At 54.8% G+C, this 13602-nt stretch carries 15 protein-coding genes, 2 tRNA genes, 1 rRNA gene and 1 pseudogene; 10 read left to right on the forward strand and 9 right to left on the reverse strand.

Annotated features, from left to right (window positions below):
* Positions 1–1464, forward strand: coding sequence for an MATE family efflux transporter (locus FPV09_RS05520; RefSeq protein WP_148883711.1), 1464 nt, complete (start codon positions 1–3; stop codon positions 1462–1464).
* Between the two features lie 40 nt (positions 1465–1504).
* On the opposite strand, the pseudogene FPV09_RS05525 reads toward FPV09_RS05520, so the two are convergent.
* Positions 1505–2755: pseudogene (locus tag FPV09_RS05525) on the reverse strand (RNA-guided endonuclease InsQ/TnpB family protein); the annotation flags it as partial.
* 158 nt (positions 2756–2913) lie between these two features.
* Here FPV09_RS05525 and upp point away from each other — a divergent pair.
* Positions 2914–3582, forward strand: a complete 669-nt coding sequence (gene upp / locus FPV09_RS05530) for a uracil phosphoribosyltransferase (protein WP_148882669.1) — start codon at positions 2914–2916, stop codon at positions 3580–3582.
* A 118-nt stretch (positions 3583–3700) separates the two neighbouring features.
* Here upp and FPV09_RS05535 read toward each other — a convergent pair.
* The 3 genes from FPV09_RS05535 to rrf form a co-directional block, all read right to left on the reverse strand.
* Positions 3701–3778, reverse strand: a tRNA-Lys gene (locus tag FPV09_RS05535).
* Between the two features lie 415 nt (positions 3779–4193).
* Positions 4194–4271 (reverse strand) — tRNA-Asp (locus FPV09_RS05540).
* An 11-nt stretch (positions 4272–4282) separates the two neighbouring features.
* Positions 4283–4404, reverse strand: a 5S ribosomal RNA gene (rrf, locus tag FPV09_RS05545).
* 239 nt (positions 4405–4643) lie between these two features.
* Here rrf and scpB point away from each other — a divergent pair.
* From scpB to FPV09_RS05565, 4 genes are all read left to right on the forward strand, one after another.
* Positions 4644–5291 carry an SMC-Scp complex subunit ScpB gene (gene scpB / locus FPV09_RS05550; protein WP_148882670.1) on the forward strand — a complete coding sequence of 216 codons (648 nt, stop codon included), beginning with the start codon at positions 4644–4646 and terminating at the stop codon, positions 5289–5291.
* Between the two features lie 134 nt (positions 5292–5425).
* Positions 5426–6499 (forward strand): OB-fold nucleic acid binding domain-containing protein, encoded by a 1074-nt coding sequence (locus tag FPV09_RS05555; RefSeq protein WP_148883712.1) that lies wholly within the window; start codon positions 5426–5428, stop codon positions 6497–6499.
* A 1-nt stretch (position 6500) separates the two neighbouring features.
* Entirely contained in the window at positions 6501–6878 is a 378-nt protein-coding gene (locus FPV09_RS05560) for a replication protein RepA (protein WP_148883713.1), read from the forward strand.
* Positions 6875–7684, forward strand: coding sequence for an OB-fold nucleic acid binding domain-containing protein (locus tag FPV09_RS05565; RefSeq protein WP_148882671.1), 810 nt, complete (start codon positions 6875–6877; stop codon positions 7682–7684). The genes FPV09_RS05560 and FPV09_RS05565 overlap by 4 nt, the downstream gene beginning before the upstream one ends.
* Positions 7685–7732: 48 nt before the next feature.
* Here the strand turns inward: FPV09_RS05565 and FPV09_RS05570 are convergent, their stop codons facing one another.
* The 3 genes from FPV09_RS05570 to FPV09_RS05580 are packed head-to-tail and all read right to left on the reverse strand — an operon-like array spanning position 7733 to position 10088.
* The gene (locus FPV09_RS05570) at positions 7733–8113 is read right to left on the reverse strand and encodes a hypothetical protein (protein ID WP_058939422.1); all 381 of its coding nucleotides are present in this window, start codon (positions 8111–8113) and stop codon (positions 7733–7735) included.
* 32 nt (positions 8114–8145) lie between these two features.
* A complete protein-coding gene (locus FPV09_RS05575; protein WP_148883714.1) occupies positions 8146–8976 on the reverse strand; it encodes a geranylgeranylglycerol-phosphate geranylgeranyltransferase in 831 nt (276 codons plus the stop codon).
* A 44-nt stretch (positions 8977–9020) separates the two neighbouring features.
* Complete coding sequence (locus tag FPV09_RS05580; protein ID WP_168194737.1) at positions 9021–10088, reverse strand: Clp1/GlmU family protein; 1068 nt, start codon at positions 10086–10088, stop codon at positions 9021–9023.
* A 256-nt stretch (positions 10089–10344) separates the two neighbouring features.
* Between FPV09_RS05580 and FPV09_RS05585 the strand changes: the two genes are divergently transcribed.
* Positions 10345–10809: an Lrp/AsnC family transcriptional regulator gene (locus FPV09_RS05585; RefSeq protein WP_148882672.1), complete on the forward strand. Its 465-nt coding sequence runs from the start codon at positions 10345–10347 to the stop codon at positions 10807–10809.
* Here FPV09_RS05585 and engB read toward each other — a convergent pair.
* Positions 10756–11385 carry a GTP-binding protein EngB gene (gene engB, locus FPV09_RS05590; protein WP_148883716.1) on the reverse strand — a complete coding sequence of 210 codons (630 nt, stop codon included), beginning with the start codon at positions 11383–11385 and terminating at the stop codon, positions 10756–10758. The genes FPV09_RS05585 and engB overlap by 54 nt on opposite strands.
* A 92-nt stretch (positions 11386–11477) precedes the next feature.
* Between engB and FPV09_RS05595 the strand changes: the two genes are divergently transcribed.
* Entirely contained in the window at positions 11478–12134 is a 657-nt protein-coding gene (locus FPV09_RS05595) for a hypothetical protein (protein WP_148882673.1), read from the forward strand.
* On the opposite strand, the gene FPV09_RS05600 is transcribed toward FPV09_RS05595, so the two are convergent.
* Complete coding sequence (locus FPV09_RS05600) at positions 12131–12301, reverse strand: preprotein translocase subunit Sec61beta (protein WP_058939416.1); 171 nt, start codon at positions 12299–12301, stop codon at positions 12131–12133. The two genes, FPV09_RS05595 and FPV09_RS05600, sit on opposite strands and share 4 nt — an antisense overlap.
* A gap of 275 nt (positions 12302–12576) precedes the next feature.
* Here FPV09_RS05600 and FPV09_RS05605 point away from each other — a divergent pair, with 275 nt between their 5' ends.
* Positions 12577–12891, forward strand: a complete 315-nt coding sequence (locus FPV09_RS05605; protein ID WP_148882674.1) for a hypothetical protein — start codon at positions 12577–12579, stop codon at positions 12889–12891.
* 107 nt (positions 12892–12998) lie between these two features.
* Positions 12999–13376, forward strand: coding sequence for a 30S ribosomal protein S6e (locus FPV09_RS05610; protein WP_148882675.1), 378 nt, complete (start codon positions 12999–13001; stop codon positions 13374–13376).
* Positions 13377–13602 lie beyond the last annotated feature (226 nt).

Raw genomic sequence — 13602 nt, forward strand, 5'->3', positions numbered from 1 at the left:
ATGAAGGGTGAGAAAATCCAGAGAATGAGGGACCAGATACTGAACGGCCCGATAGAGAAAACCCTCCTCATCCTCGCGGGACCGCTCATAGTAAACAACCTGGTTCAGGTGGTGTACAACATAACGGACACCTTCTGGCTAGGTAAACTCGGGAGGGAGGCACTCTCAGCCCCGGGAACGGTCTGGCCGATAATAGGAACGCTGATGGCCCTCGGGCTGGGTTTCACGACCGCCGGCTTCGCCTTCGTGGGGCAGTACATAGGCGCTGAGGAGTACGAAAAGGCAAACCGCTCCGCGGGGGCGCTCTACTCACTCATGACGTTCTTCTCGGTCGCGACGGCCGTGACAGCCCTCCTGATCCTCCCCTACGCCCTCCACTTTATGCGCGTGAGCGAGAACGTGTACCCCTACTCCCTGACCTACGCCACCATAGTTTTCCTTGGACTGCCGTTCTCCTTCGCGTTCATGGCCTTTGGTGCCCTCATGAGGGCCGCGGGCGACACAAAGACGCCCGTCAAGATAACGCTCCTCACCGTGCTGATAAACATAATCCTGGACCCCCTATTCATCTTCGGCTGGCTGGGCTTTCCGGAGCTCGGCGTGGCGGGGGCGGCGCTGGCGACCGTTATAGCCAACGTCGTGGGAGCGGCCATTGGACTCTACCTCCTCTTCACAGACCGCGTTGGGATAAGCCTGAGGGTTGAGAGCCTCAAGCCAGACTTTGAATTTTACGGAAAGCTCTTCCGGGTCGGCCTCCCATCGAGTATAGGCCAGTCCGCAAACAGCTTTGGATTCGTGATACTCACGAGAATCATCTTCGGCTTCGGCGACGTTACCTACGCGGCCTACACCATAACCACCCGCCTCGTGAACTTCCTGACGGGCATATCTAGGGGTATAAGCATGGCGATGGGAACCATGATAGCCCAGAACGTCGGGGCGGAGAACTACAAGAGGGCAAAGAAGATAGCGGAGAGGACGATGGTCATAAACTTCGCGATAGCCAGCCTTGCCATAGCCGTCATCGGACTCTTCCGCGTCGAGGTGTTCCGCTTCTTCCTGAACGATCCGGCGGTCATCAGGGAGAGCGAGGTGGTTCTCAAGTACTTCCTGATTTCCGTGCCCTTCTTCAACGGCATCTTCATAGTCGTGAACAGAACCTTCAGCTCCGCAGGCCATACCAAGAAGAGCATGGCCCTTGGAATATTCCGTCTCTGGGGACTGAGGATTCCCCTCAGCTACGCCTTCGGCTACGTTCCAGCCCTGGCTTTCTCCGTGATGGTACCGATTGTCCACCGGATCATCTCCGTTAGAATTCCCCTCGCGGAGCTCTTCGACTTCACGAGCAAGGGTGTGTTCTTCGGCATGGGTATGAGCAACTTCATAGCGGCGGTGGTCGCTCTCGCGTGGTTCCTGAGGGGGAGCTGGATGAGGCGGATAATCGAGGAAGAGTCAAAAAACTGATACATTATGGGGTTGAATTGGCATGCGGAAGGCCAGTGAACTACCCCGCCCTTACGGACGGGGTTTCGTGAGGAGTGAGACCACCCCAAGGTAGCCTCACCCTCACAGGCCGGTTCACACGGCCACTACCGGCTATCGCCCGAACGGGCGAATCGCCGGCTACCTTCCTCAAAATATTCAACGCCCCATTCACGTCGGCGTTAATTAAAGTCCCAGTCGAGGACTGAAACAAACCCCTCCTAACCCGCCTCCCGAGGTATTCCTCCTTTTTCTCAATCGGCTCCAAAGCGAGGGCGTCAGCCTTACTCGTGTAGGCCTCATCAACCTCAACGTAGGTAATCCCGTAACACTCGCACTTGACCCTCAACTTCCGCTTAAAAAGGCCGAACGGAATGTACTGGAAATTCTGGTTGTTCTTCTTCCCAAGGTTGGCGTTCTGCTTTATCCCCTTCAGTTCTCCAATGACAATGTTGCCAATTCCGTTTTCGAGGCAGTAGTTCACGATGTGGCTTACAGCCTTGTTCATAAAGTCGTTAATCACGTTCCTTCTCTTTTTCAAAAGCCAAGCCATCTTCTTTCCAAACTTTATCCCCTGCTTGTCATATTGACTCTGGAGGCGGGCTTTCTCCTTGTTCCACCACCGGTTGAAGCTCTTCAACCCCCGACCCTCAATGATGAAGGCCGTCCCGGTGGTGTCCACACAAGTGGCAAAATTATTAACACCCAAATCGATGGCGAGGTATTTTGAGTAGTCCAGCTCCCTCTTCTCGGGTTCGACCTCGTAAACATACTCTATCTCGAACCATAACGCATTGTATCTCGGCAGGATACGGACTTCCTTTATCCTGTGGCTCCTGACGTTCTTCGGGAGGGTGAATTCGAGGTGCTGAACCCCGTATTTTCTGGCGAAGTTCCTGCCGAGGGACAGGATTATCCTGTCGCCCTTGACTCTGAAGGATTGGTAGGGGAAGATGAGGACGAAGTGGCCGTCCTTGGGAAGGTATTTCGGTGGCCTTACCGGGCGGTTGTAGTTTCCTTTTTTCCGCTCGTTGAGGACGTGGAAGAAGGAGCGGAAGTTCCTCTCCACGATTTTCATTGTTTGTTGAGCTGGTTGGCTTGGCAGGAGTTTGTAGGGTTCGCTGTCCTTTACGAGGTGGTAGGCTTTCGCGTAGGGGAGAAAAGTGCCGTTCAGCTCGTAGTGTTGTTTGACCGTGTAGAGCGTGAGGTTGTAGAGGCTTTTGGAGAGGTAGGTTAGTGTTCGGAGGATTTTGTATGTTTTCTTATCAACTCTGAGGTGGTTCTTTTGGGTGAGGTACGTGGAAGCTCACCTATTATTTTTTAATAGGTTTCATATTTAAGGCTTTCGGGCTTTCATCCCCTCCCTTTCAGAAGGGGCCTTCCACCCAAAAACAGATAAACCCTCCGCCCCAAGTGGCGAATGGTGGGAACATGAAGAGGGACGAACGCTGGGAAGGTGTTTACTCCTTTGAGGACAGCCCATTCATCATGGAAATACTGACGGAGCTCAGGGACGAGAGAACCGGACCGATAGCCTTCAGAAAGGGCCTCGTTAAGCTCGGCCGCTACATGGCCTACGAGCTGACGAAGACCATGGAAATCGAGAAGGTCCCCATAAAGACCCCGCTCGAAGAAACCGAGGGAACGCTGATAAAGGACAGGCGCAACGTCATCATAATCACGGTCCTCCGCGCGGCGATACCCCTCATGGAGGGCCTCATCAAGGTTCTCGACCACTCCAGGGTCGGCATCGTATCCGCCTCCCGCAGCAAGGCCCCCAAGTTTGAGATAGAGATGAAGTACGTTAAGGTGCCCCAGGTAAAGCCGGACGACACGGTTATCCTAGCCGACCCCATGATAGCGACGGGCTCAACCCTCATCAAGGTTCTCGACGAGGTCAAGAAGTACGGGAATGCCAAGCGCTACGTCATAGTTGGCGTTCTGGCAGCACCGGATGGGATAAGCAGAATAAAGGAAGCCCACCCGGACGTTGAGATATTCGTGGCGGCGATAGACAGGGAGCTGAACGAGAAGGGCTACATACTCCCAGGCCTTGGCGATGCCGGAGACAGGGCCTTTGGTGCGCCGATCAAGATTTGAATCGCTCTTAATCCTTTTCTTGATTTGGATAGCAGCACTCTTTTAGGTATAAATCAAATGAACACAGAAGAACCCCGTAAATGAAGTGATGGCAGAAATGTATTTAATGAATTTGTGCTGGCGGGCCGGACGGGATTCGAACCCGCGGCCACGGGGTTAAAAGCCCCGCGCTCTAACCAGGCTGAGCTACCGGCCCACATCCGATGGGATAACTGCAGAGAGGTTTTATAAGCTTTGCCCTACAGCCTTTAAGAAAGGCTGGCGAAAAGAATGCCTTCCTCATCAAGAGGGCAAGAATCAATCGTGCACTCGCAAATTGCATCCCTAAACTAGGGTTTAACTTTCAAAACAAACCCCCTTCATGCAGTTTCACTTTTATTGGCGCCCTTCGGGCGCCTTTTTGGACTGAAACCATCACCAAAGAGCAAGTGAATGAGAAACCCCACCTAAAAAGAACACTTTTAGAAAAGCACACCATCTTTCCGCCAGCGCTCCTTGGGAAGCGAAGCTTCCCGAGGTGTTGAGGCTTTGCCTCAACATGCGAAGGAAGCTTTTGGAAAAGCTTTAACCAAAAATCTTTGCCTGCGCAAACCTGCAAAAGTTTGTTAGAATGGCGCCCGGGTCGGGATTTGAACCCGAGTCACGGGAGTGACAGTCCCGTATGATGGGCCTGGCTACACCACCCGGGCATGTGAATAGTGGCCGGCGGCGTCCCCGGTTTCCCGCCCCCTCTCGGAGGGCAGTACACCCGGGATCGCTGGCGGGCTTAACTTCCGGGGTCGAAACGAGACCGGGTGTGACCCCGCCGCTATGACCGCCGTACCGCTATTGACCTCCAGACTTGGGTTTATAAATTTTACGGTTTAGTCACGGGGCCACCGCAGGATGTTTTTCAACACCACGTACCAGTGATGTTCAGTGAAGGCCCTGCAGATTCCCCCGAACAAATCCCCTTCACAACGGAGGGACAGATTCAGCCGACACCCATCGTTAAAGGAAGAGTTCAGAAGGTAAACCCTATATACCTCCACACCTAAGATGACGGAACAGGGGTGATAATAATGGGACTGCTCGAAGACAAGGCACTCGTGGAAGCGGCCCTCTTCGTTTCTGGAAGGCCCCTGAGCGTCAAGGAGCTCTCAAGGGCGCTCGGTATAAGGTCACTCGACTACCTAGAAAAGCTCATCGAACTTATAGCCGCGGAGTACGCCGAGAGAAAGAGCGCCATAGAGGTTGTCAAGGTTCTGGGGGACAAGTACGTCATGCAGGTGAAGCAGGAGTACAGCCAGCGTGTCGTCCATCTAATGCCCAGGCCGGACCTCAGGACGGGCGAGCTGAAAACCCTCGCGCTCATAGCCTACCTCCAGCCTATAGAGCAGAGCAAGGTGGTAAAGCTCCGCGGGAGCCAGGCGTACGAGCACATAAGGAAGCTCCTCGAGATGGGTCTCATCTATGCCGAGCCGTATGAGCGGACGAAGCTCCTCGGAACGACGCCAAAGTTCGCCGAGCTCTACGGGTTCCCTGAGAACGACCCCAACATAATCAAGGAAGCCTTCAGGAAGGTGGTTCACGCCGAGTACAGCGACCTCATAGCGAAGCTCGACGGAAGGGGCAATGAAGAGTCCGGGGAATCCGAAGAAAACCCCGGTGAAGCCGCCGAGGTCGGAGAATCCGGCAGTGTCGAAAAGGTTCCTGAGGCCGGGGAGTGATTCCTTGGCCCCCAAGTCCCCCTATTTCTGCCCACGGGAGAAAAACAGGGCCTGTTTCTTGAAAAATCCTTTCAGGAGGGGTTTGGAGAAAGGTTTAAATACCCGAACCCACAATTACCATCAAGGTGAGTGTTATGGGAGTACTGACCAAAGAGCAGATTATCGAGATGATCGAGGGGCAGAAGGGCCTTTCGAGGGATGAAATCGAGGAAAAGATAGCCCAGATAGCAGTCCGTGAGGGCATCTCTGAGCACGCCGCGGCCGTTATGCTGGCCGAGGAGCTCGGGGTCAACCTTGAGGGGAGGGAGGAGCTCCTCCACATAGCCGACCTCGTGCCCGGAATGACCGGTGTTAACGTCGTTGCGAGAATAATGAGGAAGTACCCGCCGAGGGAGTACAAGAAGAGGGACGGCTCAACCGGCCACGTAGCCAACCTCATAATCTACGACTCAACAGGCAAGACGCGGCTCGTTCTCTGGGACAGCCTCGTCGCCAAGTACTACAACGAGCTCAACCCAGGGGATGTCATCAAAATAATCGACCCCAGCGTGAGGGAAGGCAGGAACGGTATAGAGCTCCACGCCAACTTCAGGACGAGGATAATCCCGAACCCGGAGGATCCAAGGGCCGAGGAGATACCCCCGCTCGAGGAGGTCAGGAGCTACAACTATCAGAGGAGGAAGATAGGGGACCTCATGGGAGGGGAGAAGTTCGTCGAGGTTCGCGGAACCGTGGCGAGGCTCTACCGCGTGACGGTCTACGACGCCTGCCCGCAGTGCAGGAGGAAGGTGGACTACGACCCGACCACGGAGTCATGGATATGCCCGGAGCACGGCGAGGTGAAGCCCACGAAGATAACCATAGTGGACTTCGGCCTCGACGACTCGACTGGCTACATAAGGACAACCCTATTCGGAGACGATGCCGCGGAGCTGATCGGCAGGGACCCTGAAGAGATAGCCGAGAAGCTCAGGGAGCTTGTTGAGAGCGGTTTGACCCTCAGGGAAGCCGGAAGAAAGCTCGCGGAGGACGAGTATTACTACCTGCTGGGCAGGGAGATAGTCGTCAGGGGCAACGTCGTGGACGACAAGTTCCTGGGACTCATACTGAAGGCCTTCGGCTGGGACGAGGTCGATCCGAGGCGCGAGATAGCCAGGGTGAGGGCCGAGCTGAAAAAGGCCCTAACGGAGCTTGAGGGTGGTGAGTGAAATGGAGGAGGTCAGGTTCAGGCGCAGAAAGCCCGCCGTCGAAAGGAGGATAAGCGAGATACGCGACGACGATACGAGGATTTCACTCATCGGCAAGGCATTTAAGGTCGATAAGATGGACTACACCTTCTGGCTCGACGACGGAACCGGCGTAATACTCATAGAAAGCGAGGAGAACGTCCTCCCTGCGGAGGGCCAGGTGGTCAGGATCATAGGGCGCGTGATAAGGAACGAGGAGGAAACCCACATCTACGGTGAGGTTGTGCAGGACTTCAGCGGTGCTGACCTGGACGCCCTGGAGGAGATAAGAGAGCTCGAAAGGAAGGTCCTGCCCAAGGTGGAGGGCATCGTGGAGTTCTTCGGGGGTGAGGAGATATGAAGAAGCGCCTGCCAGCGAGCAGGGTTTACATCAGGGACATCATCGACGGCTACTATGTCAGGAGTGAGGGCGACTTCGAGCCGAACTACCTGATAACCAAGGACGCCAGAAAGGTGTACCGTGTCAAGGTCGTCGCCACGGTTGTCCGCGAGCCGGTGATAAGCGAAGACGAGACCTACGGCAAGCTTCAGATCGACGACGGGACCGGAACGATATGGGTTCTCGGCTTCCGCGACGACACGCGCTTTGTGAGGCTCGTGAAGAAGGGTGACCTCGTGCAGATAATCGGAAAGGTCGGGGAGTGGCGTGAGGACAAGCAGATACTCGTTGAAGGAATAACCAAGGTCGAGCCCAACATGTGGATACTCCACCGCTTCGAGACACTCAAAGAGAAGGTTGAGCACGCAAAGAAGGCCCGGATCGCCTTTGAGATATACGACAAGTACGGCATCACCGCGAAGGCAAAGGTCATCGCCAAGAACAAGGGCGTGAGCGAGGAGATGCTGATAACGATAGACGAACTCTACACCATGATGCTTGAGCAGAGGAGCACGGAGGAAGCTCTGTTTGAAGAGGAGGAAATCATTGAAGCCGAAGAGGCCAAAGAGGAGAACCCTGAGCTCGAGAAAGCTAAGAAAGCAGTCCTCAATCTGCTCCATGAGAAGGGCAAGGCGCTCTCCCACAAGTTCATCGTCAAGAAGCTCTCCTCTGACTTCGATGAGGAGCTCATCGAGGACGCAATCACCCAGCTCCTCGCGGATGGGGAGATATACGAGCCGGAAATAGGCTACTACGAACCCCTCTGACCTTCTCTTTTTAACTAGAGGTACTGGAAATAGGAGAGGCGAGGGAGGTCAGTACTGCTCCCTCATCGTCCTTATGACCGGGTCGTGGATGAGCGTTGAGGTTATGCTGTCCACCATCCGGAAGAACTCGTCGCGGCCCTTCTCGAGGGGCATGTTCTCCAGCCTTATCAGCTCGCAGCCGCTTCCGAGAATCCACTTGCCAAGGAGTATCTTCTCCCTGCCCCCCTTTCTGAGGTCCAGCCTGGCGAGGCCGTAGGGTATGTCGGCGGTCCACCAGTTGGCCCTGAACGTAACGCTCCAGCCCGCATTCTCCACGGCCTCAACGAGTTTCTCAATGGTCATGCCGGGCCCATAGGGCGTTTTGAACGTAACGACAGTCCAGAGACCGTCCCCATCAAGCGCACGTGCAAGTTCATCCTTAAACTCCATGAACTTCACCTCCAGTTCTCGTTTCTCATGGTTCAGACCAGCGCCGCAACCAGGAAAGCCATCACGGCGAGGAATATGCTCACCTTCAGCAGCTTCTGGGAGCTGTGGGCCGCTTCCCTCTCCTGGGAGCGGAGTATGAGGTATGCCGCGTAGAGGATTATAAGGTCAACCGGCACCATCGCGTAGTAGCCGAGACCGACCCCCGCCGTTATCGGGAGGAAAGACGCCACCACCGTCAGCACCGCAAAGGCCGCACCGAGGTAGGCCGCGTTCCCCTTCCCCCACACTATGGGCAGGGTTCTGGCGCCCTTCGCAAGGTCACCTTCAACGTCCTCTATGTCCTTTATAACCTCGCGCGCCACGTTGACCAGGAAGGCACATACCGCCAGGTAGCCGGCCAGGCCGAGGTGCTCAACGGAGACCGCACCGTAGAGCGGCGTCGCACCGGTCAGGGCCGCAACGACAAGGTTGCCGACGAAGGGCAGAGGCTTGAGCTTCCAGGCGTAGAGGAACATGGCGGCGTACGCCACAAGGGCCAGCAGGAAGGCGTAGACGTTTATCATGTAAGCGAATACCAGCCCCACCGCGAAGAGCAGCAGGGAGTAGTAGATCGCCGTTCTCCTGCCCATGGCGCCCCTGGGGAGCGGTCTATCAGGACGGTTTATTTTATCTATCTCGTAGTCAAAGTAGTCGTTTATGGTGTTGCCTCCGGCGCACCCTAGGGTGACCACTAGGAAGACGAGAGCCGTCGTTAGGGCGTCGGGGAGGTGGCCCACCGCCACGATCGACCCGAGGACACCCACCACTCCGGCCAGGGCGCAGTTGTGGGGCCTGGTTATCTCGATGAAGGCCTTGAATTCCATTAGGCTCACCTAATTCGATTAGGTTATTGACTTAAAAATCTTTGCTACAGCTCCTCCCGCCTGAGGAGACCAAGTTCCTCGCCATTTTCAAGCACCTGTATACGGCCAAAGCGCAGTTCTGCCGCATTCTCAACCTCTTCCTCAGAGAGGGGGGTGAGGACCTGAGCCTTCATTCCGCTGAAGTTTATCCACTTCAGTATGCCAACACCCATGCAGAACCCCTCCCCGTCTATGAAACCCACGAGGAGGTTGCTCAGCCTCTCAAAATCAACGGTGTGGAGGGCCGGGCGGACATACTGCCTCGAAAAGCCCTCAGCATCGACCTTGACGACGGTGTAGTGCTCCCCCTTCCACCCAGCCACCACGAGCCACTTGAAGAGCGTGGAGAGCAGTTCGCGCTCCTCCTCTGTCAGGGGCCTGCCGCGGAAGAGCTCCGTACCCCCAGGAATCACCTTCGTCAGATCCACCTCAACAGTCCTGGAGTTCGAAAAGTATGCCCTCCACTTTTCCCGCCGGACTTCCCTGCGTTCCCGGCGCGAGTGTTCCCTCGCGGCGGGGCTGACCGAGAGCGTGACGACCTCACCGTACGGGGCGAGGACCTTACGCAGGCATTCCATCTCCCCTGCCCGCTCAAGCAGAACGATGAGGTCCGGCCTAACGAGTTCGGCTTTGAGGCGCTTCAGCTCAACTCCCGCCCCCGTGACGAAGCCGGTGGTGTCTATCAGGACGACGTCCGCCTTTTCGGCGGCGATGTCCGTGAGCCTCTTAACCCCCACTGCCATCTCACCGACGTACTGGCCCGGGGTGGTTGTTCCTATGAAGTAGTGGGCGTGTCCCCTGAGTTCGCTTGGACTGGAGAACGGCCCGTCCACAAAGGCAAGGCTGACCGTTGCGGGCGGTAGGATTCCCTTCTGACCAACGTCGCTGTCCACAATCGCGACCCTAAGACCCCTCTCAATGAGGCCGTTGGCCAGGAACGTGAGGAGCGTCGTCTTGCCGCTGTCGGTTCCCCCAACGAGCATAACCCGAAGGGGCCGGTCTCTGGAGGACAGTTCATCGAGAAGGACGAAACGGTCCTCCGGGACATCCGTGGTGTATCCCGCCTTGTTCATGGGGGCACATTGGAAAGAGAAATTAAAAAGATAACTGCGGGCACATCCGGGAACAACCCAGCATCTCGAAGGGAACCTATATCCTTCGGCCGGGATACGAAGCCCGAGAAGGAAAGGTCAGAACATATACAATGAAAAGACTTATAAGACGTGCTATATGCCACAGAATATAGGCCAACAAAAATTTGACATTGGCCCGGAAAATCGTTGGTTTAATAAACGTGTAAATAGGAATCATGCAAAAGGAGGTTTAAAAATGGAGGAAAAGGCAACCCTTACCCCGAGGCAGATCAAACTGCTCAGGAAGTTCCACGAGGAGGGCAAGACCATAGAGGTTCACACCGTTGAGAAGACCCAGGATGAGCTTGCGGACGAGCTCGGGATAACCAGACAGGCTCTCAGCAACCACCTCAAGGTTCTCAAGGAGCTGGGCTACATAAGGACCGGAAGGGGCTTCATAGACCTAACCGACAGGGCCCTTGACCTTCTCGGCGAGAAGAAGGGCGATGTGTTTGTGTTCGTGAGAATAGAGCCCACGAAGAGGAGGCAGGTTTACGAGGCGATAAAGAGGCTCAAAATAAAGAAGATATACCGCGTCACCGGTGACATAGACCTCATCGTTGAGGCAGACAAGACCCGCCTCGACGAGATACTCGAGGAGATATCCTCACTCGACGGCGTCAAGGAGACCATCACCCACATCGTTCTCGAGGTTCTCTGACTCCGTTTCCGCGGAGGGCTGCTTCCTGCCCTCCTCAAGCTTCTTCTCCATGAGCTTCCTCAGCTCAAGAAGGTTCTTCCCGAACTTGGCGGATATCGGTATGAAGGTCTCGGGTACCTCGCTGTAGGGAACGCCGAACTTCTCCGCCAGGAAGTTTATGGTCCTCTGGAGGTTCCTTATCTTGTCCATCTTGTTGACCGCGACTATCACCGGAATCCCCAGTTCCCTGAGGAAGGCATAGAACTCCACGTCGATAGGTATCTCCCCGCGCTTCTCCCAGCGCTCTATTATCTCCGGGGCGGCTTTGCCGTCAACCACCAGAACCGCCAGCTCTATCTCCTCGGCGTTGTCCTCGATGAAGTGAACTATCTCGTCCTTGATCCTCTCCTGCTTCGCCTTTGGAACGCCGCTCATGAAGCCGAAGCCGGGCATGTCCACTACCAGCTTCCCGCGCCAGTTTATCTCCACCGGCTTCCTGGTAACCCCTGGCCTCTTGCCCCTCTTGACCCACTTGCCGGTCAGGCGGAAGATGAGCGTGCTCTTGCCAACGTTAGAACGCCCCACGAATATTATCATCCCTCTCACCATAAGCGATGGGACTTTTTGCTTTATAAGGCTTGGCGGAAAAGTTAAGTAGGCGAAGGGATAAGTCCCACCGGTGGTGTTTTATGGTAGAGGGTAGTGAAGCTAAAGCCAACCAGCTCATCAACAAATTTGTCATATCTCTGATCGACGGGAAAATACTGGGCTTTGTGACGGACATAAACGTCGAGGTTGAAGGCGATCAGTTCTACTTCATCCTCAAGATGAAGGAAGTTGAGAACCTAGGTAAGGGTCAGAGTATGTTCTCCAGCGAGAGGAAGCTCAAGATAAGACCGAGCGATATAGTCAACGTTGGTCCTGACGTCATAATCCTCGGAAACGGTAAAGTCCCACCCCTTCGGGAGATCGAGAGGCTCAACCAGATAGCCGAGGAGTACAACGCCCTGGTGAGGGAGCTCGAAACCAAGGAAAAAACCATTGAAAAGCTCAAGGAGGAGAACTACGGCCAGACCAAGCAGCTGGATGAGCTCCAGCGCGAACTCAGGAAGCTGCAGATCATGAAGGAGGACTTCGAGCACCTCAAGGAGCAGCTGGTAAGGCAGGAGGGCCAGCTCGAGATGGCCAAGGAATACATACGGCTCCTGGAGGGCCTCAGGCACGACATAGACAAAATAAAAGAGGACGTTGACAGGCTTCTGCAGACCCAGCTGGAGGAAGTTGTTAGGGGAATAATCAACGAAGAGCTTAACGCAAGGGGATTAAAGAAGACGAGCTTCATTTAGCTGAAGAGCTGCGGGCCAAAGGCGTGCAGGAGTATCTCCAGGGCCACGAGTATGAGCGTCACCGCAATGACGCCCCTCGGGCTTATCTTTATCGCCCTGGTGTCCTCGTCGAAGAACCTCATGAGACCGGCACCGGTCGGGGGAAGTGTGGTCTTCTCCTTTGCCATTTTCTCTCACCTCTTAAAGGAGGTAGGGTTCTCCAATATATAAAAAAGTTGTGATTGACACCCTCCAGAGCCCCGCCCCGTGCCGAAGCATAATTTACAAATATCAAGATTTTTAATGACAATGTTTATATAATATAAGGACGAGCATCCAAACAGCAGGTTCTGTCTGGGTGAATCCCAACCGGAGCGCCCGGAAGCCAGCGATCCTTCTCACCCAGCGGCGCTCCCTCTGGCAAGAACGTATGAAATTTGATTGATACCTGGGAGGTGTCCGTATGCCGATGTACCTCGTCACCCACCACTATTCAAGGGAAGAGAGCATCAAAGCAACTAAGGAAGCGGCCGATTTCTTTAGGCGGTTGCCCCTCACGGGCGATATCGAGTTCATAGCCTCGTACAACTTCAACGGCGGGAGCTACACGATATGGCGGGCCCAGAACAGAGGAGCCCTCGAAGAATACATGAAAACAATAAACGCCCCAACCTTCCATAAGAACATGGAGATCACCGAAATAGTCCAGAGTTACCCTCCAACGGTTGAGTACACCATCAGGCTCTGGGAGATGTTATACCACCTCAGCGGTGGCTGATCATCCATTTTATTTTAGAGGAAACTTTTTAAAGGCCAAGCCACACCGCTCACTGGATAAGGGGTTTACCCAATGAATCCCGCTAATGACATAGGAGGTGGGAGGAAATGGCGACCTTTAAGCTCGTTATATCCAACCCGAAGAACGGCATAGCCAAGCAGGTTGAGATAAGCGGCGAAGAGGCCGAGAGGCTCATAGGAAAGAGGATCGGAGAGGAGATACCGGCGAGCGAGCTCGGACTCAACCTCACCGAGATATTCGGCGAGGAGATTCCGGGCGATGTCAAGCTCAGGATAACCGGCGGAACCGACAAGGACGGCTTCGCCATGAGGCCCGACGTCCACGGCCCGAGGAGGGTCAAGATCCTCATCTCCAGGGGCCCCGGCTTCAGGCCCAAGGAGAGGGGTGAGAGGAGGAAGAAGACCGTCAGGGGCAACACCATCAGCCCCGAGATCGTCCAGATCAACATGAAGCTCGTCTTCTGAGCTTTCTTCCCTTTACTCCCCTTTCTGCAGTCGTTTAAATTCTCCGGTTGCATCACCATGCAACTCTTTTACTCAGCTTTCTTTTCGTTTATTCTAAGAGGAAAACTCAACTCTGAAAAAATTCGTACTCGAAAAAAAAGGGAAGAATAATAACTACAAGTAAAAGAAAAAGCTTATAAAGAAAAGTTGCATATCTGGTATTGCCGGCATCTTGTGGAGGCGAACC

Source organism: Thermococcus aciditolerans, from assembly GCF_008152015.1.
GTDB classification, from domain to species: domain Archaea; phylum Methanobacteriota_B; class Thermococci; order Thermococcales; family Thermococcaceae; genus Thermococcus; species Thermococcus celericrescens.